This window comes from Rhodanobacter sp. A1T4, assembly GCF_014207185.1.
Lineage (GTDB): Bacteria > Pseudomonadota > Gammaproteobacteria > Xanthomonadales > Rhodanobacteraceae > Rhodanobacter.
In genome coordinates, this window is sequence record NZ_JACHCP010000007.1 from 135,741 (window position 1) to 161,771 (window position 26,031).

17 protein-coding genes and 1 pseudogene are annotated in these 26,031 nt (G+C 60.8%); 7 read left to right on the forward strand and 11 right to left on the reverse strand.

What is annotated here, in order from left to right; all coding sequences use genetic code 11:
* Positions 1-58 precede the first annotated feature (58 nt).
* Positions 59-979, reverse strand: coding sequence for a LysR substrate-binding domain-containing protein (locus tag HDE80_RS15510; RefSeq protein ID WP_184602725.1), 921 nt, complete (start codon positions 977-979; stop codon positions 59-61).
* A gap of 107 nt (positions 980-1,086) precedes the next feature.
* On the opposite strand from HDE80_RS15510, the gene HDE80_RS15515 reads away from it, so the two are divergent.
* Positions 1,087-1,275, forward strand: coding sequence for a hypothetical protein (locus HDE80_RS15515; RefSeq protein ID WP_184672383.1), 189 nt, complete (start codon positions 1,087-1,089; stop codon positions 1,273-1,275).
* 81 nt (positions 1,276-1,356) lie between these two features.
* Positions 1,357-2,301, forward strand: coding sequence for an aldo/keto reductase (locus HDE80_RS15520; protein ID WP_184672385.1), 945 nt, complete (start codon positions 1,357-1,359; stop codon positions 2,299-2,301).
* 38 nt (positions 2,302-2,339) lie between these two features.
* Here the strand turns inward: HDE80_RS15520 and HDE80_RS15525 are convergent, their stop codons facing one another.
* The 9 genes from HDE80_RS15525 to HDE80_RS15565 all read right to left on the reverse strand — a co-directional run bounded on the left by HDE80_RS15525 (position 2,340) and on the right by HDE80_RS15565 (position 17,178).
* Positions 2,340-3,461, reverse strand: a complete 1,122-nt coding sequence (locus tag HDE80_RS15525) for a TraB/GumN family protein (RefSeq protein ID WP_184672387.1) — start codon at positions 3,459-3,461, stop codon at positions 2,340-2,342.
* Between the two features lie 77 nt (positions 3,462-3,538).
* Positions 3,539-4,633 carry a TraB/GumN family protein gene (locus HDE80_RS15530; RefSeq protein ID WP_184672388.1) on the reverse strand — a complete coding sequence of 365 codons (1,095 nt, stop codon included), beginning with the start codon at positions 4,631-4,633 and terminating at the stop codon, positions 3,539-3,541.
* Positions 4,634-4,752: 119 nt separating this feature from the next.
* On the reverse strand, positions 4,753-6,531 hold the full coding sequence (gene aceK / locus HDE80_RS15535; RefSeq protein ID WP_184672390.1) for a bifunctional isocitrate dehydrogenase kinase/phosphatase: 1,779 nt from the start codon (positions 6,529-6,531) through the stop codon (positions 4,753-4,755).
* Between the two features lie 274 nt (positions 6,532-6,805).
* Positions 6,806-8,065: an NADP-dependent isocitrate dehydrogenase gene (icd, locus tag HDE80_RS15540; protein ID WP_184672392.1), complete on the reverse strand. Its 1,260-nt coding sequence runs from the start codon at positions 8,063-8,065 to the stop codon at positions 6,806-6,808.
* Between the two features lie 342 nt (positions 8,066-8,407).
* Positions 8,408-8,677, reverse strand: a complete 270-nt coding sequence (locus HDE80_RS15545) for a hypothetical protein (protein ID WP_184602744.1) — start codon at positions 8,675-8,677, stop codon at positions 8,408-8,410.
* 433 nt (positions 8,678-9,110) lie between these two features.
* Positions 9,111-12,242 carry an efflux RND transporter permease subunit gene (locus tag HDE80_RS15550; protein ID WP_184672394.1) on the reverse strand — a complete coding sequence of 1,044 codons (3,132 nt, stop codon included), beginning with the start codon at positions 12,240-12,242 and terminating at the stop codon, positions 9,111-9,113.
* 270 nt (positions 12,243-12,512) lie between these two features.
* Positions 12,513-15,776 carry an efflux RND transporter permease subunit gene (locus HDE80_RS15555; protein ID WP_184672396.1) on the reverse strand — a complete coding sequence of 1,088 codons (3,264 nt, stop codon included), beginning with the start codon at positions 15,774-15,776 and terminating at the stop codon, positions 12,513-12,515.
* Between the two features lie 15 nt (positions 15,777-15,791).
* A complete protein-coding gene (locus HDE80_RS15560) occupies positions 15,792-15,938 on the reverse strand; it encodes a hypothetical protein (protein WP_184602750.1) in 147 nt (48 codons plus the stop codon).
* Positions 15,913-17,178, reverse strand: coding sequence for an efflux RND transporter periplasmic adaptor subunit (locus HDE80_RS15565; protein ID WP_184672397.1), 1,266 nt, complete (start codon positions 17,176-17,178; stop codon positions 15,913-15,915). Before HDE80_RS15565 ends, HDE80_RS15560 begins: the two co-directional genes overlap by 26 nt.
* A gap of 519 nt (positions 17,179-17,697) precedes the next feature.
* On the opposite strand from HDE80_RS15565, the gene HDE80_RS15570 reads away from it, so the two are divergent.
* From HDE80_RS15570 to HDE80_RS15585, 4 genes are all read left to right on the forward strand, one after another.
* Positions 17,698-18,219 carry a c-type cytochrome gene (locus tag HDE80_RS15570; protein ID WP_184603051.1) on the forward strand — a complete coding sequence of 174 codons (522 nt, stop codon included), beginning with the start codon at positions 17,698-17,700 and terminating at the stop codon, positions 18,217-18,219.
* 183 nt (positions 18,220-18,402) lie between these two features.
* Positions 18,403-20,421, forward strand: coding sequence for a bifunctional 2',3'-cyclic-nucleotide 2'-phosphodiesterase/3'-nucleotidase (locus HDE80_RS15575; RefSeq protein ID WP_184672399.1), 2,019 nt, complete (start codon positions 18,403-18,405; stop codon positions 20,419-20,421).
* 422 nt (positions 20,422-20,843) lie between these two features.
* Positions 20,844-22,340 carry a S41 family peptidase gene (locus HDE80_RS15580; protein ID WP_184602756.1) on the forward strand — a complete coding sequence of 499 codons (1,497 nt, stop codon included), beginning with the start codon at positions 20,844-20,846 and terminating at the stop codon, positions 22,338-22,340.
* Positions 22,341-22,578: 238 nt separating this feature from the next.
* On the forward strand, positions 22,579-23,700 hold the full coding sequence (locus HDE80_RS15585; protein WP_255483830.1) for a hypothetical protein: 1,122 nt from the start codon (positions 22,579-22,581) through the stop codon (positions 23,698-23,700).
* A gap of 187 nt (positions 23,701-23,887) precedes the next feature.
* On the opposite strand, the pseudogene HDE80_RS15590 reads toward HDE80_RS15585, so the two are convergent.
* Positions 23,888-24,079: pseudogene (locus tag HDE80_RS15590) on the reverse strand (transposase); the annotation flags it as partial.
* Between the two features lie 179 nt (positions 24,080-24,258).
* Here HDE80_RS15590 and HDE80_RS15595 point away from each other — a divergent pair.
* Entirely contained in the window at positions 24,259-25,965 is a 1,707-nt protein-coding gene (locus HDE80_RS15595; protein WP_184672401.1) for an MASE1 domain-containing protein, read from the forward strand.
* The last annotated feature ends 66 nt before the right edge of the window (positions 25,966-26,031 follow it).

The window sequence follows — 26,031 nt, forward strand, 5'->3', positions numbered from 1 at the left end:
ACGATGCGCCTGCAACGACCCGCGATGGTGAGGACCCCTGCCGCTTTGTGAAACCCCATCAATCAACCGCCGCGTCGTCACGCCGCAACGCCGGCATATGCCGGCAGTAATCCTCGGCTTCGGCCAGCAGCCACTCACGGAAGACCTGCAAGCCGCGATGTTCCTGCGAGCGCGGTGGATACACCAGCCAGTACGCATCTTCTACTGGCAGGTAGTGATCGCCGAGTACCTGCAAGCGCCCAGCGTCGATCAGCGATTTCGACGTCACCATCCGCCCCAGCGCCACGCCGAGGCCTTCCAGCGCCGCATGCCGCAGCGCATCGACCGTGTCGAAATGCGCCACATAGCGCTTCGGCGGTGTACCACCGTACTGGGCAAACCAGTCGAGCCAGCGATTGGCCGGATGCGGATCACCCAGCAATGGCCACTGCGAGAGATCGTTTGGATCGGCATCGCCCATCTGCGCCACCAGTTCTGGCGCAGCGACCGGTGCGACCCATTCGCCGAACAACCGCTCACTACGCACACCCGGCCAGTTGCCACGACCGAAACGCAAGCCGACATCGACCGGCTCGCGCTCGAAATTCACCAACGTGGAGCTCGACTGCAGGCTGAGTTCCAGATCCGGATGCACGGCGACCAGCCGCGGCAGTCGCGGCACCAGCCAGCTCGTGATGATACCGGGACTGGCACTGAGCGTAAGCGCGTCGTGGCGGCGCTGGTGATAGCGCAGCAACGCATGCTCGATACCATCGAAATGTTCGCCCACCGCCTCAAGCAGGCTGCAGCCATCGACGGTCAACGTCACGCCGCGCGGCCCGCGCTCGAACAGGCGCCGCTCCAGTCGCTCTTCCAGTTGGCGCATCTGATGACTGAGCGCACTCACGGTGAGATTCGCCTGCGCCGCGGCGCGCGACAGATTGCCCAGCCGGGCGACCAGCACGAACTGTTGCAGCAGGCCCAACGGCAGCTTTCCCATCTTGAATTTCTCTCAAGTCTAGCTTGCGAATATATCGCTTTTTGGCGATCTGTCATGTCGCTATGTTGAGCCCCCAAACACCCTCCACCCTCCTTGAGGTGCCTCTGATGAACTCGATATGGACTAATCTGTTGTTTCTCCATGGGCATGTGGTCCCCGCGAAGCTGTTGTGGCGGTTGAACGATGGCGTCGATCCGCGCAAGACCAGCACCATGATCGAACCACCCAAGGCAGCACAGGTCACCACCGCGCCATCGTGCGAACTGCACGATGGCGCCAAACCGGCCTGCGCTTGATTCCCGCATGAAGTGCAACCACCTCGGATGAATGATGTGCTGCCGTTTGCACATAACGATCCCGCCCATCCGAGGTGTCCCATGAAACAGCGCCCACTTGGCAAATCAGCACTTTCTATTGCGCCGCTCGCCTTCGGCGGCAACGTGTTCGGCTGGAGCGCTGACGAAAAGCGCTCGTTCGAGCTGCTCGATGCCTTCGTCGATGCCGGCTTTAATCTGATCGATACAGCCGACGTCTATTCGGCATGGGTGCCGGGCAACCGTGGCGGCGAGTCGGAAACGATCATCGGCAAGTGGCTGAAGCAATCAGGCAAGCGCAACAGGGTGGTGATCGCCACCAAGGTGGGCAAGTGGACTGATCAGCCGGGTCTGTCGCCGGTGAATATTACGCAGGCTGTGGATAGCTCGTTGAAGCGACTGCAGACCGACCACATCGATCTTTACCAGGCGCATGAAGACGATGCCAGCACGCCTCTCGCGGAAACGCTGGAGGCATTCGCGCGATTGATCGAATCCGGCAAGGTGCGCGTGATCGGTGCATCCAACTACAGCGCTGACCGCCTCGCCGAGGCTTTGAAGGTATCGCGCGAGTACAACCTGCCGCGCTACGAAAGCCTGCAGCCGGACTACAACCTGATTGATCGCACGGGTTACGAAAAGGATCTCGAACCGCTGATCCGCAGCGAAAACATCGGCGTCATCAACTACTACTCGCTGGCCAGCGGCTTTCTCAGCGGCAAGTATCGCAGCGAGAGCGACCTGGCCAAGAGCAGCGTTCGCGGCGGTGCGGTGAAGAAGTATCTCAATCCGCGCGGCATGCAGATTCTGGCGGCACTGGATGAAGTGGCCTCAACGCATCATGCCAAACCGGCGCAGGTTGCCCTTGCATGGCTGATGGCGCGACCCGGCATCACCGCGCCGATTGCCAGTGCAACCAGCGTGGAACAGTTGCACGAGCTGGTCGGTGCCGCGGAGCTCAGCCTGAGTGACAACGAGATAGCGCGACTGAATTCCGCAAGTGAGTGAGCTTGTGGCAACGCTCTGCGGATAAAAGCGCGGGAAGTTCAGCGGGGCCGAGCGCCAGTGGTGCTCGCTGCCTTTGCCGGTAACGCGGTTGCAGCTGCCGACTCCGACGCCGCATCGGTCAAGCCTTCCGGCAATGTCACCGTATAACCCTGCGCCTGCAATGGGGCCAGATAATCATGCTTGCCAAGCAGTCGTTCCATAGGCAGCTGGGCAAAGGTCACACGGTTGTTGCCGAGTGCCTTGATGGCAGCTGCTGCCCAGGTCGATTCGATATTCGCTTCAATATCCGTCAAGCCCAACTCGTGTGAGATAGCCGACTGATTGAGTGCCGCAAGGCAGACCTGCAACTGATTGCTGAGTGGCAAGCGGCGCAACGCATCCACATCGCCGGTGGCCCATGCGTTGGCGCGTGCGCGCATCAGCGCCACATCGCTATCGAGATGATCGAGCGTTTTGGCGAAGCAATCCCCATCCTCCAGCGGACCTTTCTTGAAATCCTTCAAGATGGCTTTCGGTTGATCGACCACAACCGTGTAATTGATCGGGGTAGGTTTCAGATCGTGCTGCGCTGCCGCCTTCTTGATCAGCGGATCGATCATGTCGTCGGTCAGATCAGCCTGTTTGATCGCCGCGAGAAACAGCGCAAAGGCAGCGAAAATCGGTCGCTGTTTTTCGACACCGTTATCCCAGCCAAGATATTTCTTTTTCAGCACCAGCCAGTGCGCGTACTGATCCGGCGGCACCACATCGACCAGATGCTTGCCATCGGGATTGTTGCGCACACCGATCAGGCTGGGGAGGATGCCGAGCGTGCCGAAAAAGCCCAACTTGGCATCCACCTTGAACTGCGGTTTATCCAGCACCTGCTGCGAATCGGCGATCGCTGCCTGCACGTCGCGCGCCTGCCAGACCATGCCTTTGGGCAGCAGCTCCAGCGTACCCAACACCCACAGCACGTGATCACCCTTACTGACTTTCCACAGACCGGGCCCCGGCTGCACACCGCTGACGCTGACGCCTTGCAGCTCGGTAACCTGTCCCGGCGGCGGCAGCGCTGACGATGCGGGTGCGGGCGCATCAAAAGCCGCAGCCAGCGGAGCCGTGCCTGCAAGCAACAACAGAACGATCAATCGATGGGCGATACGTCGATGGATGAACATCCGCGTACTTTCTCCCAATGCCTCTGACTAACATTGCAAACGACGCATGGTCATTCGAAGTTATCGCAACAGCTACCTTAGTGAACCACGCTCGCTGCCGTGCCAGGGACGGACGTGCTTGGTGCAGATGTGGTCGCCGATGCCGGGCCGGCATCATCGCTATCGTCGGCATCCGGCGCCTCGACCTGATAACCCTCGGCCTTGAGCTTGGACAGGTAGCCATCGGCCGACAGTAGCTCCTTGATCGGCAGCATCGCAAAGGTTTGCGCATTCTTTGCCAGCGACGCACGGGCCGTGGCCAGCCAGTTGTCCTCCATTCGCGCAGGCACGTCTGACAGACCAAGCTTGCGCGCAAATTCTGCATCGGTAATCGCACTGACGCAGGTACCGCGGCGGTCACTGTCGGGCAGTTTGCGCAGCGCATCCAGATCGCCGGTGGCCCATGCATTGGCCCGCAAGGTCATCGTTGGCATGTCCTGCTCGATCGCATCCAGCGTGTGGCCAAAGCAGGCCATATCGTCCAGCCCGGATGCCTTGAACGCCTTGATCGCATCATGCGGGTGCTCGATCACCAGCGGGTAGTCGGTGGAGGTTTCCGGCACGTTGTACTTTTTGGCCAGCGCATCGATGTTCGACTGCACGCCACCGGATTTGCTCAACTGATTCGCCTTGATCGCTTTCTTGTACAGTTCCTGGGCGGCGAAGATCGGCTTCCACCGTTCGATGCCGGCATCTTTCCCAATGTACTTGGCCTTCAGCACCTCCCAACGCGCAAACATCGGCGCAGGGAGCACTTGCTGCAGGCTGGCGCCGTTGTCATTCTTGCGCGCGCTGTACGCCGACGGCAGCAGAAACAGTTTACCGAAGAAACTCACGTCCACTTTCAGCTTGACGTCGGGTAGCTGCAGCACCTGCTGCGAACTGGCGATAGCGGTTTCGACATCGGCCGACCGCCACTGCATCAGCTCCGGCAGCGGCGAGATCACGCCGAGCAGCAGCATCGTATGACCGCCCTTGCTGACCTTCCAAAGCCCGGGACCGGGCTGCACGCCACTGACGGCCACGGCAGCCAGGTCGGTCACGCTGGAGGGTGATGCCGGAGCAGCAGGCGCTGTCTGCGCCGACAGGCTGAGGGACAGGGCAGACAGGCAAAGTGCCAATACAACGCGCATGGTGGATTTCCCGAGTCGCTTGACCGTTTGGTCGCAGCTATTGACCGCAATTTTCGCTGAAGGTGCGCACATGCGCGAATAAAAGCATCCGGCGTTCATGATCCCTGTACGGACCCGTTTCACTGCGAGGCTTCTTCCCGCCCAGGCAGAGCGCACTGATGGGCGAGCCGCGTTTCGGCGGGGTACGGCGGCACATCGACGTAATCACCTGCGCGCAGGCGATCCTGCAGACTGCGCCACCACGCCGGATCGAAAATCTCGCCATGCGCTTCGATCAGCGCCGCACGCAACGGCGCGGGCACGCCAAGAAAGTTGACGAAAAGCTCGGGAAACACGTCCTCCGGTGCGGCGTAGACGGAATCCTGCAGCGATTGCATTTCATCGTCCTCGTGCTGCTTTGGTAACGCGCGGAAATGGCACTCGCCCAACATGCACAGTTCGTCGTAGTCGTAGAACACCGCGCGCCCGTTGCGCGAGATACCGAAGTTTTTCAGCAGCAGATCGCCGGGAAAGATATTGCTGCCGGCCAAATCCTTGATCGCCTGGCCGTAGTCGCGCATCGCACGCGCCGCCTCGATCGGATCGACCTCGCGCACGTACAGATCCATCGGGCGCAACCGATGCTCGACGTAGCAGTGCGCGATCACCAGTTCGTTGCCGTCCACGCGCACGCTTTCAGCACATTCGTCCAGCAACTCCTGCAGCAGCTTTTCGTCGAACTGATGCAGCGAAAAACGCAGCTGGCCAAATTCCTGGGCGTCAATCAACCGACCCACGCGATCGTGATGAAACACCAGCCGGTATTTCTCCTCCACCTGCTTGCGCACCGTGTCCTTGGGCCACGCGAAGCGGTCACGGATCAACTTGAATACCACCGGCAGATCACGCAGGGTGAACACCGCCATCACCATGCCGCGCTTGCCGTCAGCATGGACCAGGCGCTCCTGCGGATGGATGGCCAGATGGCTGAATACGCGCCGGTAACGCTCGGTTTTGCCCTGTTTGGCCCGACCCAACACGGCGTAAAGCTCTTCCAGCGGTTTGTGTGGCAGCAGCGCCCGCACAAAGGCAACGACCGCACCTACGTTGCCGATGTCGGCATGAAAATAACTGCGCGCATAGCCGAACAGGATCGAGATGTGCTCGCGCACAGTCAGCAGCGCATCCACCTGCACGCCATCGGCGGCATGCGTCAGCGCGATCACCAGCGGATGTCGCCGGTGTCCGACACGCAAGCGTCCGACCAGATACGCGCGGCGGTCGCGATAGAAAATCGCCTGCAGCAGATCGATCACTTCAACGGTCGGCAGACCTGCCGCGTGCAGTCGCGCCTCCAGCGTGCGTGCCAATGTTGCCGCACAGCCAGCGGGATCAGCGTAGGCAAACGCGGCATCCTTCAGCAGGCGTTCGCAGGCAGAAGGCAAGTCGCCTTGCACTTCGTAATGCCGATGTGGCGCCACATCGCTGCCTTCGGAGTCCGGCTCACGCTCCAGCGCCACGAATTCGATATCCGATGCCAGACCGCGGGTATGGAAGTGGCGGCGCGAAAGTGAGTTGAACCAGGTCTTGTAAAACTCGCGGTCGGGCAATCGGGCTATCTGTTTCTCGTAGGCATGGCGCATGGCGACCCAAAGCAGACGCGAGCGCACGCGGTCGTCGAGCAGCCCATCAAGCCGTCCCTGGGTTTCACGGATGCAGATGTCGTACAGATCGATGCGCTGGCGTGCATCCAGACTGCTGCCGTGCCAATCGCGCCGCTCGAAACGCCGACGCGCCCGGCGCGTGATGTCGGCGAAACGGGCGTTGTAGTCCGCAAACGCATCCACCAACAGCGCCGCCGCAGCATGCGCCTGCGAAACAGCAACCGACTGACCTTGCGTGTCTTGCGGTGGGTCCATCAGCTTAGTCTAGTGCCAGCCGCTGCATGAAATTCATTGTGCGCTTGAGTCAGGAAGACTGCTCGACGCGATTGCGCGCCTTGCGTTTTGCCTAGCCATCGGTCGGGTAACGGCGAATCGCGGATGCGAAACCCAACAGCGGCGTGGCGATCAAAAAAGCGTATGGCAACGCCATCGCATGCGCAGGCCACAAAGCGATGACCCATACCGGTATATGCTCATAAAAAGGGGCCGCACTCGCGGCCCCTTTTAAATCAAACTCCGAACGGAGTCGTCATAGTGCTGCGATCAGCGCGTCGCCGAACTCGGAGCACTTCACTTCCTTGGCGCCGTCCATCATGCGGGCAAAGTCGTAGGTCACTGTCTTGGCGGCGATCACCTTGTCCATCGCCTCGATGATCTTGTCGGCGGCCTCGTTCCAGCCGAGGTGACGCAGCAGCAGCTCACCGGACAGGATCACCGAACCTGGGTTGACCTTGTCCTGGCCGGCATACTTCGGTGCCGTGCCGTGAGTGGCCTCGAACACCGCATGGCCGGTGATGTAGTTGATATTGCCGCCCGGCGCGATACCGATACCGCCGACTTCAGCGGCCAGTGCGTCGGAGATGTAGTCACCGTTCAAGTTGAGCGTGGCGACCACGTCGTACTCCGCAGCGCGAGTCATGATCTGCTGCAGGAACGCATCGGCGATCACGTCCTTGACCACAATGTCCTTGCCGGTATTCGGGTTCTTGAAGCTCATCCACGGGCCGCCGTCCAGCTCGACCGCGCCGAACTCGTTCTTGGCCAGAGCGTAGCCCCAGTCGCGGAACGCGCCTTCGGTGTACTTCATGATGTTGCCCTTGTGCACCAAGGTCACCGACCTACGGTCGTTGTCGATGGCGTACTTGAACGCGGCGCGCACCAGGCGCTCGGTACCTTCCTTCGAAACCGGCTTGATGCCGATGCCGGACGTTTCCGGGAAACGGATCTTCTTGAAGCGGTCCGGGAAGTTGTCCTGCAGCAGCTTGATGAATTTCTTCGCGTCGTCGGTGCCTTCCTGGAATTCGATGCCGGCGTAGATGTCTTCGCAGTTCTCGCGGAAGATCACCATATCGACGTCTTCCGGCTTTTTCACCGGCGATGGCACGCCCTTGAACCAGCGCACCGGGCGCAGGCAGGTGTAAAGGTCCAGTTGCTGGCGCAGTGCCACGTTGAGCGAGCGGATGCCGCCACCGACCGGCGTGGTCAGCGGACCCTTGATCGAGACGAGGTAGTCGCGGCAGGCCTCGACGGTTTCCTCCGGCAGCCAGCTGCCGGTTTCGTTGAATGCCTTCTCGCCCGCCAGGATTTCCATCCAGTGGATCTTGCGCTGGCCGCCGTAGGCCTTGGCCACGGCGGCGTCAAGCACGCGCACGGAAGCCTTCCAGATGTCTGGACCGATACCATCGCCTTCGATGAAGGGCACGATCGGCTGGTTCGGCACGTGCAGCTCGCCGTCGGTAATGGTGATCTTGCTGCCACCGGTCGGCGGCGTGGGCTTGCTGTCAGACATAGAAATCTCCGGCTGGTAAATCAGGACCTGCAAAAATGTCAGGACGGACATGGCGCCGTCCCGGGCAAACACAAGACGCCCATTTTCGCCCGAATAGACCTCGCTGACCATGCCGGATTCACGCAGCGACGTTTTGAGGCACTGCGCAATGGTATGCGTACGCGGACGCCGGACGCTCAACTTCAGCTGGGCTCGCAACCGGTGATTCGTCCAACTAACGCCACCGTCACTTGGCCCAAATAAAAAGAGCGCGGATAACCGCGCTCTTTTTATTTTCGAGTACTGATTGGCTAACCTATATCGCCTACTTAACAATCAGCCTCTGAATACCGCTTGGGCAAATTAATGCCCAGCGGTCGAAGCGCTCGCCGGCGCTGCAGCGGTGCTGGCCGGAGCAGCGGCGGTGCTGGCCGGTGCCATGGCTGCAGTGGAAGCCGGTGCCGCAGCCGCGGTGGAAGCCGGAGTCGGCGTTGCTGCCGGTGCAGCGGTAGCAGCTGCCGGCGGGGTCGAGTCAGCCGGTGCCGAAGCGGAATCATCGCTCTTGCCGCAGGCGCTCAGGGACAGGACGGCGGCCAGCGAGGCAGCGCAGATCAGGGTGCGGGTCATCTTCATACAAACATCTCCAGATTTAGGGTTGGAAGGAAATTTTTACATCTGACCGGGTTTGATCCGATCGGGGTCCATAAGCTGATCACGACGGGCATCAAAAACGGCTTCCATGCATCGGCGCTGCCGTAAAACTGCCAGGCAACCACCTACAGGCTATCACTTGCCACCGCTGTTGTAGAAGATGGCCCGCTCCGGGGTCAATCGTCTACGTAAACCTTCAGAACAAAAACGGAATGGAATATCCAGGGATCGAGTTGCAACTGCAACCAATGGATATCGTCAAACCGGTTTCATAGCTCCTCGCTCCCTATAACCCGCGTCCGAGCGTCATCACTCATAACCCGTTGTTGGTTAACCATTTGTGAGCATCGATGAACGGAACTAATGGCGCCATCCGCCGACGTCAGCTGATACGTGGACGACATTCTCCCTCGACTCAGCCCCTGACGCTCACGAGGCGCCTTGACCGGGCGCGCTCACGCCGTCGCACCCGCCAGCTTTTCCAGTGCGCAGAGAGACAAGAGAAGATCACATATAGCGCTGGCGTGCTGAGCAGGGTCAGGCTCTGTGAAATCAACAGGCCGCCGATCATCGCGATACCCAGCGGACGACGCAGCTCGGAACCTTCGCCCAGGCCAATGGCGATCGGCAGCGCAGCGAGAATCGCCACCATCGTCGTCATCATGATCGGACGGAAGCGCACCAGGCAGGCCTCGCGCACGGCTTCCAGCGGCGGCTTGTGGTGCTCGCGCTCGGCCACCAGCGCGAAGTCGATCATCATGATCGCGTTTTTCTTGACGATACCGATCAACAGCACCAGGGCAATTTGCGCGATCACCGACAACTCGGTCTCGGTGATCCACAGCGCCAGCAGCGCACCAGCACCAGCTGCGGGCAGCGTCGAGAGGATCGTCACCGGGTGAATCAGGCTCTCGTAAAGCATGCCCAGCACGATATAGACCGTGATGATCGCCGCCGCGACCAGCCACAACATGCCGCTCTGCGACTGCTGGAAACGACGGAAATCGCTGCCGATGTTGAGCTTCATGTCACCGGGCATGCGCATATCGCTGGCGGTCGCCTGGATGATCTCCAGCGCCTCGCCTTGGCTGATGCCCGGTGCCAGGTTGAAGCTCAGATCCATCGTGGTCTGCTGGTTTTCGTGGGTCACCTGGGTCGGCGCCAAGCCCGCCTGCTGGTGCGCGAATGCGGTCAGCGGAATCATCTGGCCACTGGTCGACTTCACATAAGTCTTGTCCAGCGAAGCCGGTGATGCGGTCTGGTTCGGCAGCGCGTTGATCACCACCTTGTACTGGTTGAGATCGGAGTAGATCGTCGACACCTGGCGCTGGCCGAAGGCATCGTACAACGCACCATCGATCGTGCCGATCGACAGCCCCAGCCGCGAGGCCTTGTCGCGGTCGACGATGATGTCCTGCTCCAGCCCGGCGTCATCGATGTCGCTGCCAACGTCCCTGAGCTTGGGATTTTTCCGCAGCTCGGTCACCAGCTTTGGTAGCCAGGTCTGCAGCTCGGTCAAGTCGTCGCCCTGCAGCGACACCTGGTACTGCGCACCCTGATTGCTGCCCCCGCCACCAAAGCTGGGCAGATCCTGGATCGGGCGCAACCGCACATTGAGGTCGGGATAGCGCGCGGCCTTGGCGCTCAGCCGCGCGAGTGCTGCGAAGGTATCGTCCTTGCGACCCTCGGCGCGGGTCTTCAACTGGATGTCGAACAGGCCACTGGCACCCTGCCGGCTGCTGCCCAGCCGCGAGCCGACGGTGGCCACATCGCGATCCCTCAGCAACATGTCGATCAGGCGCTGCTGGCGACTGACCGAATCCTGAAACGACACGGTCGCACCGGAGGTGGCACGGCCGCGAATCAGCCCGGTGTCCTGCGGGGGAAACAGGCTGGCCTTGACCTGGGTGAACAGGAACAGAGTCACGCCCACCAGAATCAGCGGCGTCAGCGCCAGCATCAGCGCATGGCGCAGCGAGAAATCCAATGCGCGGGTGTAGACCGCAAGCATCTTGTCCTGCATCGATTCCAGCGCAAGATTCAGCCGCGAGGGCTTCTCCGGTTCGCTGTGACCTTTCAGGAACAGACCGCACAGCGACGGTGTCAGGGTCAGCGAGACCAGCGCCGAGATCACGATCGCCGCCACCAGCGTCATCGTGAACTCCTTGAAGAACATGCCCGTGATGCCACCCATGAACAGCAACGGGATGAACACCGCCACCAGCGAAGCGGTGATCGACACGATAGTGAAGCCGATCTCGCGTGCGCCGGCCAGCGCGGCTTCCATGCGCGTCATGCCCTGATCGATATGCCGCACGACGTTCTCGATCACCACAATCGCATCATCGACCACGAACCCGATCGCGATCACCAGCGCCAGCAAGGTGAGGTTGTTGAGCGTGTAGCCGAAGATGTACATCATCATGGCCGCGCCGGCCAGCGACAGCGGCACCGTCAGCGCGGCGATCATCGTGGGCGCAAGACGGCGCAGGAACATCGCCATCACCAACACCACCATGGCCAGGCTGATCAGCAGCGTGGCCTGCACCTCGTGCAGCGAAGCACGGATAGTCGGCGTGCCGTCGAAATAAGGCGTCAGCGTGGTGCCTGGTTGCAGGAAACCGCGCAACTCGGGAATCGCCGCCTTGACCCGATCCACCGTACCGATGATGTTGGCGTCGGACTGCTTGTAGACGTACATCAGCACCGCAGGCTTGCCCTGAAACCAGGCCGCCTGATACGCGTCCTGCTGGCCGTCGTAGACCTTGGCCACGTCGGACAGACGCACCACCACACCGTTCTGGTTGGAGATGATCAGGCTGGAAAAATCGTCAGCGACGTGCAGGGCGTCGTTGGCCGTTACCGCCATGGTGGTCTGACCGTCCGACAGGAAACCCTGCGGCGAGGTGACGTTGGCGGCAGTCAGCGAATTGCGCAGATCGTCGGGCGACAATCCCATGGCGTTCAGCGCGCGCAGGTTGACATCAACGCGCACCGCCGGTGTCGATGCACCAGCGATATCCACCGAAGCCACGCCTTCCAGCTGCCGCAACCGCTGCGCCAGCAGCGAATCAGCCACGTCATACAGGTCACGCGAGGACTGCGTATCCGAGGTCAGCGCGAAGGCAATGATCGGGTCGTCGTTGGGATTGGCCTTCTCGTAACTGGGTGGACTGTTGAGGCCGGAGGGAAGATCGGACTGCGCCGCGTTGATCGCTGCCTGCACGTCGCGCGCCGCGGCGTCGAGATTGCGGCCGCCGTCGAAGATCATGAACACCTGAGTGCTGCCCAGCGAACTGGAGGAGCGCAGCGTATCGACGCCAGTCACCTGGCCCAGATGGCGCTCCAGCGGTGCGGCGACGGTGGACGCCATGGTGCCTGCACTGGCACCGGCCTGGCTGGCCTGCACAAAGATTACCGGCACCTGGATATCCGGCAGTGCGGCCACGCCGAGCAACGCGTAGCAGATCACACCGACCACAAACACGCCGATGGCCAGGAGTGAGGTGCCGATCGGACGACGGATGAACGGTCCGGAGATATTCATGCCGTGAAATGATGCGCGACGGCGACGTGCGAAAGGTGAAGGCTCATGCAGCCATCAACGTCCGCAGGCTGAAAAGGTTGAGTCTGGAAAACAGTTCGCACAAAAATTTTTTAACTCGGAAGTGGGACAAAAATGTGCGGCGCAACGTGCTCATCAACCAGCATGCCAGCGCACCGCCATCAAGTCGAAAGGGGCGAACGGCTCGCGCCGCGCCCCTTTCGCTTAGCACCGCCCGCGCATCGCGGAACGGCCGCCATCGGACCGCTGAATTCAAGTCGTTCTCCGCACCCGGCTCGGTGCCTGCGCATTGGCCAGCGCACGCCGCTCGCGGCGCGCTTCCATCCAGTCGGAGAACCGTTCCATATGCAGGTAAATCACTGGCGTGGTGTATAGCGTGACCAGTTGCGACAACAGCAGACCGCCGACAATCGACACGCCCAGCGGACGACGCAGCTCCGAGCCGATGCCGTTGCCCAAAGCCAGCGGCAACGCGCCGAGCATGGCCGCGGCGGTAGTCATCATGATCGGACGAAAGCGCAACAGGCAGGCACGGCGAATCGCATCGCGCGCGCTGAGGCCAGTGCGCTTCGCCTCGATCGCGAAGTCGATCATCATGATTGCGTTTTTCTTGACGATACCGATCAGCAGCACGATGCCGACGATGCCATCCACCGACAGGCTCATGCCGCACAGGATCAGCGCCAGCAACGCACCCACACCCGCCGGCGGCAACGTGGAGATGATCGTCAGCGGATGGATGTAGCTCTCGTACAGCACGCCAAGCACGATGTAGATCACGATGATCGCGGCCAGCAGCAATAGCACTTCGTCACTGAGGCTGTTGGAGAACTCGGCAGCTTTGCCGATGAACTGTCCCCGTACCTGCGCCGGAAATTTCAGTTGCTGCTCGACCTCGTGAATCGCATCGACGCCCTGCGACAGCGAGTAACCTGGCGCCAGATTGAACGACAAGGTCACCGCCGGCAGCTGCTGCGAATGACTGACCACCAGCGGTGCCGTGGTGACAACCGATGAAGCCAGCGAGGCGATCGGGATAATGCTGCCGGTGCCAATGATCACGCCGGTATTGGCGACGCCGACACCGGTGATGGTCGACGAATTACTCGAAGCAGCCTGACCGAAGGACGTTGCGTTGCTGCCCGTCAGCGCGCCGTTGCCGTTGCTCTTCACCGCCAACTGGTTGAGCAGCGCCGTGCTGTTGCGGAACTGCGGCGCCACTTCGAGCACCACGCGATACTGGTTGAGTTGGGTGAAGATGGTCGAGATCTGCCGCTGGCCGAACGAGTCGTACAACGTGTCGTCGATGGTCTGCACCGGCACACCGAGACGGCTGGCCTTGTCGCGATCGATGGTCAGCTTAAGCGCCGTGCCCTGGTCGGCGAGATTGTTGTCGACGTCTGCGAGTTCAGGCCGCTGGCGCAGCGCCTGGGTCATCTGATTGGCATAGCCAGACAGCTCGGTCGAGCTCACCTCGGACAGCGAGTACTGGTATTCGGTGGCCGACACCTGGCTGTCTAGCGTCACGTCCTGCACCGGCTTCAGGTAAAGCGCGACGCCGGGAATATTAGCTGCGGCCTGCTGCAGGTTGGCAACCATGGTATCGAGATTGGCGCGATCACCGCGATCCTTCAGCACGATGCTGAGCTGGCCCTGGTTCAGGGTCGGATTGACCGAACCTGCGCCGATAAACGCCGCTACACCAGCCACGCCATCGATCTTGCGCAGCGCATTGGCGACCGCCTGCGTACGTTGCTCCATCTGCGGAAACGCCACGTTCTGATCGGCCTGCACCACGCCGGTGATCATACCGGTGTCCTGCTCCGGCAGCAGACCCTTGGGAATGATGATGTACAGAATGATGGTGATGAACACGGTGATACCAGCGACCACCATGGTCAGCCGCTGGTGGTCGAGAATCCAGTCGAGCGAACGCTCGTAGCCGCCGGCGATGCGCGTCCACACATTTTTTTTGCCCGCCGCGGCGTGACGCTCATGCACGTCATCACTCCAGCTTTCATCGGAGTGGGGCAAAGCGTCGGCCTTCAGCAGATATGCACACATCATCGGCGTCAGTGTCAGCGACACCAGCATCGAGATGACCACAGCGATAGTCAGCACCCAGGCAAACTCGTGGAACAGCCGGCCGGTAACGCCAGGCATCAGCAGCAGCGGCAGGAACACCGCGACCAGCGATACCGTCAACGACAGCACGGTGAAGCCGATTTCCTTGGCGCCGACCTCAGCCGCTTCCTTGCCGTCCATGCCTTGTTCGATATAGCGCACGATGTTCTCGATCATCACGATCGCATCGTCCACAACGAAGCCCGTGGCCACCGCCAGCGCCATCAGTGACAGGTTGTCCAGCGACATGCCGGTGAACGACATCACCGCAAACGTACCCAGCAGGGACAGCGGCACGGCCACCGATGGAATGACCGTGGCCCACAACCGACGCAGGAATACGAAGATCACCGCCACCACCAGGCCGATGGTGATCAGCAACGTCATTTCCACGTCGTGCACCGAGGCACGGATGGTCACCGTGCGGTCGGCGAACACATCCAGGTGCACATCGGCCGGCAACACCGCCTTCAGCTGCGGCAGGATCTGCCGGATCGACTGCACCGTCTGCACGATATTCGCGCCGGGCTGGCGGCGGATGTCCAGCAGCACGGCCGATTTGCCGTTGGCCCAGGCGGCCAGCTGGTCGTTCTCCACGCCATCGACCACGCTGGCCACGTCGGACAGGCGCACCGGCGCGTTATTGCTGTAGCTGATGATGCTGCTCTTGTATTCTTCGGCGGTCGCCAGCTGATCGTTGGTGCCGATGCTGTAGCTCTGCGTGGCACCGTTGAGTGTGCCCTTTGGCGCGTTGACGTTGGCTGCGATGAGCGCGCTGCGCACGTCTTCCATGGTCAGGCCGAGATTGGCCAGCTGCGCCGGATTCACCTGCACGCGCACCGCCGGGCGCACGTTGCCGGCGATCGACACCAGGCCCACGCCCTGCACCTGCGCCAGCTTCTGCGCCAGGATCGAGTCGGCGTAATTGTTGACGTCACGCAGGGGCAACGAGTCAGACGTGAGCTGCAGGGTGAGGATCGGCGCATCGGCCGGATTCACGCGGTTGTACACCGGCGGATACGGCAAAGTGCTGGGCAGCGTGCCACGCGCCTGGTTGAGCTCGGACTGCACGTCCTGCGCGGCAATATCGATGTCGCGATCCATGTTGAACTGCAGCACGATGGTCGACAGACCCGCCGACGAATCGGAGGTCATCATCGCCAGGCCGGAAATCTGGCCCAGGTTGCGTTCCAGCGGCGTGGTCACCAGTGACGCCATGGTCGCGGCGCTGGCACCGGGATACTGCGTGGTCACGACCAGGCTGGGCGCCTCGATTTCGGGCAGCGCCGATACCGGCAGCTCACGGTAGCCAAGGATGCCGAGCAGCAGTACCGCCACCATCAGTAGCGAGGTGGCGATCGGTCGGCGGATGAAGAGGGTCGAAAATCCCATGGCGTGTGGTAACCGTCAGCTGGCGTGGTCGTGGGCGACCGTCAATGAACCTTGCGCGATGGCGCTACGCAAAGGCAGGCTGTCGCGGGTGACCGGCGAATTCGCCGCGATCACCCGCCGGATGAAGCACAATTCGTCAGCCACCGCCACGACGGCCGCCACCACTCTTCTGCTTGGCCTTCAACTCGGCATCGCTGGGTGCAGGCGGCACTTCGCCGGGTTTCAGCGCCTGGACCTTGCTGCCGGGCTTGAGCCGGAACTGGCCTTCGGTCACCACCTGATCGCCGACCGCCAGACCCTTGCTGATCATCACGTTGCTGGCACCCACTTCGTTGGCCACGGTCACCGGCTGCATCTTGACCGTCTTGTCGTCCTGCAGCTGATAGACGTAGTCGCCGTCCGGACCACGTTGCACCGCCTGCGCCGGGATCACCAAACCACCGGCCGTGGTGCTCACCTTCAGCTGTGTGTTGATGAACTGACCCGGCCAGAGGTTGCTGTCCAGATTCGGGAACTGCGCGCGCAGCTTGAACGTGCCGGTGGTGGTATTGATCTGGTTGTCGATCACCTGCAGTACGCCGCCGCTCGCCAGCGGATGCGCGTCGGTCTTGTCCAGCGCCACCACCTCGAGCTGGGCGCCGCCCTTTATCGCATTGCGCACGGTTTCCAGATTCTGCTCGGGCAAATAGAAGATCACGTAGATCGGATGGATCTGGGTCAACGTGACGATCGCCGTGGTGGTGGTCACCACGTTGCCCGGGTCGACGCTGCGGATACCGGTGACGCAATCGCAGGGCGAGATGATCTTGGTGTAGTCGAGCTGCACCTTGGCCGACTTGACCGAGGCAGCGTCAGACGCGACGGTGGCCGTGTCCGACGCCACGGTGTTGCGGTAGGTGTCCATGTCCAGCGCGGCAACATAGCCTTGCGCCACCAGCGCCTGGTTTCGCTTGAGCGTGCTTTGCGCCGTGCCCAGCAGCGCTTCGTCCTGTTTCTGCTTGGCGAGGGCCTGGTCGTAATTGGCCTGGTAGGTGCGTGGATCGATCTGCGCCAGTACATCACCCTTCTTCACCGACTGACCCTCGGTGAAGTTCAGCGTCATCATTTCGCCGCCGACCTGTGGGTTGATGGTCACCGTATTGAGCGCCTGCACCGTCCCCAGGCCGGTGAGATAGATCGGCACGCTCTGGCTGACCACCGGCTGCACGGTGACCGGCACCGGCGCGGCATCCTTGTCGCCCTGCGCATCCTGGCCCTTGGCCGCTGCACTGCTATCGGCACCCGCGCCATGGCGATGATGGCCACCGGCCGTCTCTGCCGGCTTGTGCAGCAGTCGGAAGCCCACTAACGCCACCACGATCACGGCAATAACGATCAGGGTGATCTTCCAAAAACGCGACATGTAAAACTCCTGGACTTGAAACAGCGCGGCAAAGGGGTCCACAACGGGGTGCCATACACCAGTCCAGCATGCACGGCTTGTGTGTCTGAAGTTTGTCGGGTCTCACCCGGTCGACACAATGGCCGACAGACTCCTCTGGGGTGAAAGCATAGGTGCAGTGGAACGAACTTGAACAATGCCAGTTGACAGGGGTAGAGCATGACCGATGGCAGGGTTCGATATTTGCAGACCTCGTTTTTGCGACATCGTTCATGCGCCGCGCTCGCCCAGCTGTCGAAGCAGCACATCCGTGATGTTAGTCCGCGGAGGCCTGAAACTTGCCGCACGCTTCGTCTATAATCCGGCGCTGGTTGCCTTTGAGCGGGCATGGCAACCTCGCGCAACGGCCTGACCCGCGACTACGGCGGTTCTGGCCTCGCCATACCACCGGTGCAACAGAACAGCTAATCAGGTACGCCGGAACAGCCTCCCTGGCTCACCGCCCTGCCTACTGAAAGGAGTACGTGCGTGAGCGGTCCCATGAGCAATTCCGACAAGACCACCATCCGTCAGCTTGGCATCATGGTCGGCGGCCTTGCTGTGCTGACGGTCGTATTGATGTTCGCCGGCTACGAGATTTACGACCACGCGCCGAAGGAAACCGATCCGAACCAGTCGGCTGCGGTGGTCGATCGCATCACACCAGCTGGCGCCGTTTATGCCGGCAATACCGGCCGCGCCGCGATGCAGGCCGCTGCCGATGCCGCCGCCAAGGCCGCTGCCTCGCAGGTGGCCTATGGCGGCACCACCGACGGCAAGGTCATCTTCGACAACCTGTGCACCAGCTGCCATACCGCTGGCGTCGCTGGTGCGCCCAAGGTCGGCAACAAGGCGATGTGGGCGCCGCGTATCGCCGAAGGTCTCGACACGCTGATCAAGCACGCTACCGAGGGTTATCACGGGCCGGACGGCAACTTCATGCCGGCCAAGGGTGGCAACCCGGCGCTGACCGACGCACAGGTCAAGGCCGCGGTGACATGGATTGTTGACCAGGCAAAATAAGCACCGATTCCATCGCCGTTGATTCATTGCAACGCCGCCTTCGGGCGGCGTTGCTGTTTGCGCACTGGCCCACTTTTCCTGATCACGGGTAGTTCATCGCAAAAAAACGTCATTTCGATCTGCTAGCGTCAGCACCCTGTCGTCACGCTTCCAGCTTCTGCACGTATTCATCGGAACCCCTTTATGTCGTTACGTTTCGCGTCACTTGTCGCCTTGGCAACCGCCCTGCTCGCCGGCTGCGCCGGCCAACACGCGAAACTGCCGGATGGCATGCAGGCAAAAGTGGCGATTCTGGAAACCACCGACATCCACTCCAACGTCCTGAGTTATGACTACTACAAGCTCAAGCCGGACAGCACGCTGGGCTACGAACGCACCGCCACGCTGATCCGCCGCGCCCGCGCGGAGTTTCCCAACACCTTCCTGTTCGACAGCGGCGATACCATCCAGGGCAGCGTGCTGGCCGACTATCAGGCGCTGGTGAAACCCCTCGCCTGCGATCAGGAGCTGGCGATCTACCGCGCGATGGATGCGGTCGGCTACGACGGCGGCACCGCCGGCAATCACGAGTTCAACTACGGCCTGCGCTTTCTCTCGCAAGCCTCCGGTATGCCGATGAACGTCGACGGCGGCCACACTGATCATTGCGCCGGCCCGCATTTTCCGCTGGTGCTGGCCAACGTCGACAGCGTGCGCGACGGCAAGCCGATCTTCCAGCCGTGGACGGTGGTGACGAAAACCATCGAGGCCTACATGCCTGATGAAAGCCGAGCCGACCGCGGCAAGATCAGCGTGCCACTGAAGATCGGCATCATCGGTTTCACCCCGCCACCGATCATGCAGTGGGACAAGCAAAACCTCGCCGGCAAGGTCACCGTCACCGGCGTGGTCGAGGCCGCGCAGAAGTACCTGCCGCAGCTGCAAGCACAGCATCCCGACCTGATCGTGGCGATTCTGCACGGCGGCCTCGACACCGCGCCATACACGTCGGCGATGGAAAACGGCGGCTGGTACCTGGCCGGCGTGCCCGGCATCGACGTGCTGCTGCTCGGTCACGCACACACCGAGTTCCCCGGTCCACACTATGCCGGCATGAAAGATGTCGATGCCGAGCGCGGCTTCGTCCGCGGCGTGCCCGCGGTGATGGGCGGCTTCTTCGGCAAGGACCTGGGCGTAATCCAGCTGACACTCGACCGGCAGCAGGGCCGCTGGGTAATCGACCGCAGCCAGTCGCACAGCGAAGTGCGGCCGATCTGCGCGGCTGTCGCTGGCGCAAACAAGCTTGTTGCGAAACCCGACTGCGTACCTGCCGATCCGCAGATTGCGCCGCTGTTGGAAAAAACCCAGGTAGCGGCGATCGCCTACGTCAACACACCGATCGGCGAAAGCACCGTACGCATGAGCAGCTACTTTGCCGACGAGGGCAACATGACCGCGCTGGCCGCCGTCAACGCGGCGCAAGCCGACTATGTGCGCAACGAACTTCCGCGCACGCATCCCGAACTGCGCGACGTACCGGTGCTGTCCAGCGCCGCCGCCTTCCGCACTGGCTTCAGCGGCCCCGACGATTACACCGACGTCGCCACCGGCCCGCTCACTCTGCGCAGCGCCGCCGACCTGTACTTCTATCCCAACACGCTGGCCGCGGTGAAAACCGACGGTGCCGGCCTCAGGGCATGGCTGGAGAAATCCGCCGAGCGCTTCAACCAGATCGATCCGAACAAGACCGGCGAGCAGCAGCTCATCAACGACAAATACCCCGGTTTCAATTTCGACCAGATCCAGGGCGGCATCCACTACGTGGTCGACCTATCGAAGCCCGTCGGCCAGCGCATCACCACGCTCACCTATCACGACAAACCGGTGACGCCTGATCAACCCTTCGTCATCGTCACCAACAACTATCGTGCCAGCGGCGGTGGCCACTTTCCCGGCCTCGACGGCAGCAATATCGTCCTCACCGCTCCGGATGGCACCCGCGAAATTCTGGCCGACTGGTTGAAAGACAAAAAGCAGATCGGCGCGAAGGATCTTGAAACGACGTCATGGCAATTCGCGCCGTTGAAAACGCACGGCTCGGTGGTGTTCAGCGGCGCCAGCGACAAGCAGGATGTGGCGCACGCGACCGGACTCAGAGGTATCCGCCAACTGAAGGACCTTGGCGACGGCACGGCTATCTACGCAATCGACCTGTCCGAGTAATCACCCGCCAGATAGTTTGACTAGCCTATCTATGTCGACCGAGGCTGTGTGAGAACGCAGCCGTGCGTTTTTGGCTGATCAAGGTTTGCTCAGATTGACGTGGGTACGTTCGGCTCTGAACCACTGATGCTCGAACAAGTTGCCGAAAATCGCCTCGACCCGTAGCAGGCATCCCGTGTTCGTATGACGAATGGCACGGCAGTACTTCTGACACGCGTAGGTTAGATAGGTACAGCGCACATTCGTCATTCGCTTGAAGTTACGCAGAGCTTGGCATTAGTCCAGGTGCGGGGTGCGCCGCTCAACTTAGGTAGCGGTCAATACGATCACGCCTTCTGCGCGTCAGAATTTAAGGATGCCAGAACATGGATACGAGCCGCAGGACAGCATATGGCAATCGTCCTCGACCAGGAGATGGGCATATGAAATCCCGGATTCTGCTTACTTGCCTGGTCGCGCTGATGAGCATGGCCAGCGGCGTTTGTCTGGCGGGTAGTCATCCGGCGCCAAAGCCAAGCGCGGCGCCGGAGCGTTTGTACTCAGCTATGGAATTGCGCTCGGACTTCGAACAGATGTACCGCGAACTTAAAGCGGCGCACTTCGATCTCTATGCATTCACGCCAAAGCCAGAACTTGATCGACTGTACGCTCGGACGCTTGCAGGGTTGAGTCGGCCGCTAACTCTGCCGCAGGCAAAAAACCAATTCGAGTTGTTTGCTGCCGCCGTACACATGGGCCATACGCGCGTCGACTCGCCAGCATCGGATTGGGCGCGGTACAGAAAACATGGCGGCCGGGCTTTCCCACTGCAGATAAGAATTGCCGATGGTCGCGTTTACGTAGCGGAAAACCTCAGCGGTTTGGATACGATCCGACAAGGGGATGAAATAACCAGCCTCGACGGGGAAAGCCTATCGCGCTGGCTGGAGCGGACGGAACGGCATGTATCCGCGGAGACGCCATACATGGCCCATTCGCTGATGGAGTATGACTTTCCCACTTATGTCTGGGTCGAACTTGGCGCGGTTGACGGTTTCGATATCGTATTGAGCAGGGTCGGTTCCGCTTCTCAGCGTCTGCACATACCGGCTCGCACCAGCGCTGAAATGGACGCAGCTCGTAAACAGCAGCCGCCAGTTCTTGATCTGGAAAAGCCATTGCGCGATTCGAGGATGCTCAGCGATAGCGTCGCGTACCTTCGTCCGGGGCCGTTTTACAACGCGGAGGCAAAGACCGGAGCCGAAGAGTGGGACGTTTCCAGCTTTCGCCAATTCATCGATAGCGCATTCGAAAGTTTTTCCGAAGCGCACGCGGCAAGCGTGATCATCGATCTACGCGGTAACCCTGGCGGCGACAACCTCTTTAGCGATGTCCTGGTCTCCTGGATTGCCACTCGCCCATTCCGCTTTGCCTCGCAGTTCAAGATAAAAGTGAGTGAGGAATCCACGGCCGCGAACCAGGCCCGGATCGCGAATGATGCCGCAGCAGCCGGGCCCATTTCGCAAAAGTACGCAAACCTCTACGCACACGCGTCAAGCGGAGATATCGTTGATTTCGATATTCCATTGGCTTATCCGCGTCCGGGAAAGCGCTTTAACGGCAAGGTATTTGTTCTGATCGACCGCCAGTCCTACTCGGATGCCGTATCGGTAGCCGCTCTCGTTCAGGACTACAAATTCGGCGTCATTCTGGGAGAACCAACGTCCGACATGGCGACGACCTATGGCGCGATGGAGCAGTTCACCTTGAAAAACACCAAGCTCTTGGTCGGCTATCCCAAAGCAAGAATTGTCCGGCCGAATGGAGATCTGCGCGAGAAGAGAGGCGTTACACCGGATATACAAATACGGATCCCCATTGTGCAATCCGTAAACGACGAGGTACTGCGCCAGGCAGAGATCATCGCGCAGCATAATTGATGACCGTAGATAGATTACGGCAAGCAATCGTTTGAGACCGCCGTTGTGAACAGACACTGCGTGTGTCCGCTTCTCCGTCCGAGTCTTGAAAGTAGTGGCGCTGCCCCGTGTGTTGAGCCGTGTTCACTTGCAGGACATCTGGCACAAAGGAGACTGGGTGGTCTGAGCTCCGGGAGCAGTAGTGCAATACGGTATGGTTGTTGAACCTTTTCTTGCCCGTATAGGCGGGCGCCGGTACATGTTCTGGTGCGCTTTGTTGCTTACCGCGTGCCTCGGTCCGACATTTGAGACTCATGCTCGTGGCGTAGAGACGCATACGCTCAAAGGCTCGTCGCGCGGTCAGTCTGCAGATCAACTATCCATCCAGATCGATAGCGATCGGCTGACCCTATCTGTCACCGACGTTCCGCAGGTTTATCTTTATGGCGTTATCGACGCCGACGCGCCTCAACGTGTTGCCGCGTTGATGAAGTCGGGAAAGATCCCCAACGGCTCCGATATCTATCTGAATTCCTCGAGCGGAAACCTGAGCGCAGGCCTGGCGCTGGGGCGTCTGTTTAGGGCCGGTTCGATGGTCACGCACCTGGGCAAGCCAAGACGCAAGGGGGAGATCAACACGGCTGTCTGCGTGGGTGCATGCACCTATGCTTACTTCGGAGGGCTCTATCGGTGGGCGGCCACCGGTAGTGATCGCATCGGTCTGTCCTCGTACCACACGATGGACCCGGCAGTGAGCGGCATTGGCCAGGCGCAGCAGACCTCGGACGAAGTCGTTTCGTATCTGAAGGACATGGGCATCAATCCCAGTGCGCTTACGCCGATGCTGACCACATCACACGATGCGGTGGTATGGCTGACGGCAGATCAGATGATTTCATCGGGACTGGCCAACAACGGACGGCTGCCCCTCACGGCGAAATACCAGCCATCCGCCACTGGACTCTATCTGGTGCTCGATCAGGTCGACCGTCACGGCGAGCACCGAATGACGATCGAGTGCAAGCGCGGTCTCGTGACGCTTACCGCGATCAATCAGGTAGGCGCAGCCCGTGCAAAAGATATTGTGGCGCGTGGCGCACGATCGTATTTCGAGATCAACCGACAAGAGACGCTGACGCAACCGCGAGATGGTGCCAGTGTCGCCAGCGATTCGGTGACGATGACCCGGCCCTATCCGCCCGCTCGCCTGGAATACATCATTTTTGCGCAATCCGTCGGTGCATGGGTTGGCGACAGCAATAGCGCATTCCGCAACGGCTTTACCTTCTACCTCGAACCTGTCAGAAGTACCCTCAAGGACTATTACAACGCCTGTTGGCAGGCGGCGCCGTGGCCAACCAAACAAAATCCAAATCCCTGACAGCGGAAACAAACGCGTCAGTGACATTGTCCAACCGACTGACCGCTGATCGTTACACAGGCATTTAGCCGTCCGTTTTTCGCTCGATGCGGACGCGGCGGCTCCCATGTGCACTCTCTTAAAGAGCCGGTTCACGATTTCCTGAGCAGCAAAGCCAAGAAGGCCGGATGGCTTCATCTTGTTCGCTCCACTTGGGGAAGTCGCTCAGCAACGTTCGCGCCACTGGCAGCCCGTGCGCAGCAGGTACAACACCGCGCACTACACTTCGTATCAGATCCACGATCCGGAGCTTGGTCTTCCGGCGGGCCTGCTCTGGCAACGGTCGGACCTGATCGAACCGTTCGCGACTCATATCGCTGGGATAGCTCTTCTTACACATTCCCATTATCAGGAATGTCGGGGAGATCGTGAACAGGCCCTAAGACTATTTCTCATTGACACGGAGAGAGGCCGCAATGTAATAAAACTGGAGGGGTATGACGACGTTTACGGACTTTCGGCGCAGGCTGATGGAACGACGGGTACGTAACCCTTTCAACTCAGGGAGTGGAGACCATCATGCTCAAGAGGATAGGGCTTACGCCCTGGCCGCAACAGCTAGTCATCGTCGTGGCATTCTGCGGAGCGTACCTGCTGCTGCGCAGCGTTTCGTTGGTCTATTACGGTTACTGGATGCCCCAAGCCGGGATCTGGCTGGCTGGTGTGCTGCTGCTGCCGCGTCGGTTCTGGGCGGCCCTGCTGGTCACCAATCTCGTGGCTTTTATCCCCGTCGCTTATGCCTGTTTTGACCAATACGGTTGGAGTGGGTCGCTATTGCATCTGATTCCGACATCGGCTTTTGCCATGGTGGTGGCATGGCCGCTGCGTGCACATCTCCCTGGCACGGTATCCGGCAAGTGGGTACTCGAATCGATCACAGCCAAGCATATGGCGGCGCTGCTGGGCTGTACCTTCGCCTTCGCGCTGCTTTCAGCAGCCGATAGCACCTTGCAACTTATTCTGACGTTTCAGCCGGAAGATAACGGTCCCGCCTGGGTTTGGCTTTGGGCGCCGCGCTATCTATTGGGAACCTATCTGGGCTGTCTGACGGTGGGGCCGCTGGCGCTGGCCATCCACCAAGCCGTTCGTCGGGCGGACTCCTGGCGTGACCTGGGTCGGCAGATGGGCAGCAGCCGTCTATTGCTCGAAGGCGTGGTGCTCGGACTGGCGTGCGTCGGGCTGCTGACGGCGATGGGCGTGGGTGTCGCCGGCGACATATGGCGTCAGGCCGCGCGTATGGCCCTGTTTTTGCCAGTGGCTTGGATGGCCGTGCGCTATGGCTGGCAGGGCGCCGCGGTGGGCGGCACCGCCGCCAGCGTTGGCATCCTGCTGAGCATGCCCGCGCACTACGATCCGGGCGTCATCAGCGCGCAGAACTTTATGGCCATTTTTCTCACGGTGTTACTGCCGCTGGGAGCGAAGATCAACTGGCTCAATGAGCAGGAGCGGCAGCTGGCGAGCGATCATGTGCAGGTCCGGCAAGCGGCGCGCCATGAAATCTATCAGGGCGAGCTGCGGCTACGTCGTGGCATGGAGATGCAGGGACAGGCCCATGATTACATCAAGGAGGGTTATGGCCGCCTGCTCGAACGCGTCCGCGACGTGCTTCCTGAAAATGAGCTGCATTACTTCCGTACACTGCTGCTTCTGGTCCAGCGTTTCACGTCCTCGGTGCAAGAGAGTTTTCTTCCATCGCCGTGGCAGTGGCCACGCCTGGGCTTGCCTACGGCGCTCTGGGGCGGCGCGATCGCTGAAACCATGGAAGAATGTGGCATCATCTTCGATGGCCACGTCTCGGAGCGGGTAAATCTGCTGACGCCAGGCGCGCAGTGGACGCTCTACCGGCTGGCCTGCGAAGCGGTGGCATATACGCTGATGCAATCGCCAGCCACGCCATGTATCCGCCTCTACGTACGGGTGATGATGGTGGGACCGACGCGCAACATACCCTGGACAATGCTGGTCGTGGCCGGCGAACCCGAACCGCCCACGGCGCAGCCCCTGCTGATCGCGCTACCCAAGAGCAGCCACTTGCTACTGTCTCGACTCGGCGCCATGGGTTTGGATCTTGCCGGTATGCGGGATCGGGCCAGCCTTTACCAAGGCAGGCTGCGCTCCAACAAGCGTCGGCAACGTATTAGCGTGTCGTTGCTGGATACACCTGACGTAAAGCTCGACGCTGGATTCGCCGCAAATAAAGGTCGACGCGCAGTTAGCGTGGCGTGAGACTGGCGACAAGACGGTGATGCAATAGCGACGGCTGCATGGAATACGTTTGGTACTTAAACTGAT

Coding starts and splice junctions, on each gene's coding strand:
- HDE80_RS15510 (WP_184602725.1), bottom strand. CDS start 979: ATGGGAAAGCTGCCGTTGGGCCTGCTGCAACAGTTCGTGCTGGTCGCC.
- HDE80_RS15515 (WP_184672383.1), top strand. CDS start 1,087: ATGAACTCGATATGGACTAATCTGTTGTTTCTCCATGGGCATGTGGTC.
- HDE80_RS15520 (WP_184672385.1), top strand. CDS start 1,357: ATGAAACAGCGCCCACTTGGCAAATCAGCACTTTCTATTGCGCCGCTC.
- HDE80_RS15525 (WP_184672387.1), bottom strand. CDS start 3,461: ATGTTCATCCATCGACGTATCGCCCATCGATTGATCGTTCTGTTGTTG.
- HDE80_RS15530 (WP_184672388.1), bottom strand. CDS start 4,633: ATGCGCGTTGTATTGGCACTTTGCCTGTCTGCCCTGTCCCTCAGCCTG.
- aceK (WP_184672390.1), bottom strand. CDS start 6,531: ATGGACCCACCGCAAGACACGCAAGGTCAGTCGGTTGCTGTTTCGCAG.
- icd (WP_184672392.1), bottom strand. CDS start 8,065: ATGTCTGACAGCAAGCCCACGCCGCCGACCGGTGGCAGCAAGATCACC.
- HDE80_RS15545 (WP_184602744.1), bottom strand. CDS start 8,677: ATGAAGATGACCCGCACCCTGATCTGCGCTGCCTCGCTGGCCGCCGTC.
- HDE80_RS15550 (WP_184672394.1), bottom strand. CDS start 12,242: ATGAATATCTCCGGACCGTTCATCCGTCGTCCGATCGGCACCTCACTC.
- HDE80_RS15555 (WP_184672396.1), bottom strand. CDS start 15,776: ATGGGATTTTCGACCCTCTTCATCCGCCGACCGATCGCCACCTCGCTA.
- HDE80_RS15565 (WP_184672397.1), bottom strand. CDS start 17,178: ATGTCGCGTTTTTGGAAGATCACCCTGATCGTTATTGCCGTGATCGTG.
- HDE80_RS15570 (WP_184603051.1), top strand. CDS start 17,698: ATGAGCAATTCCGACAAGACCACCATCCGTCAGCTTGGCATCATGGTC.
- HDE80_RS15575 (WP_184672399.1), top strand. CDS start 18,403: ATGTCGTTACGTTTCGCGTCACTTGTCGCCTTGGCAACCGCCCTGCTC.
- HDE80_RS15580 (WP_184602756.1), top strand. CDS start 20,844: ATGAAATCCCGGATTCTGCTTACTTGCCTGGTCGCGCTGATGAGCATG.
- HDE80_RS15585 (WP_255483830.1), top strand. CDS start 22,579: ATGTTCTGGTGCGCTTTGTTGCTTACCGCGTGCCTCGGTCCGACATTT.
- HDE80_RS15595 (WP_184672401.1), top strand. CDS start 24,259: ATGCTCAAGAGGATAGGGCTTACGCCCTGGCCGCAACAGCTAGTCATC.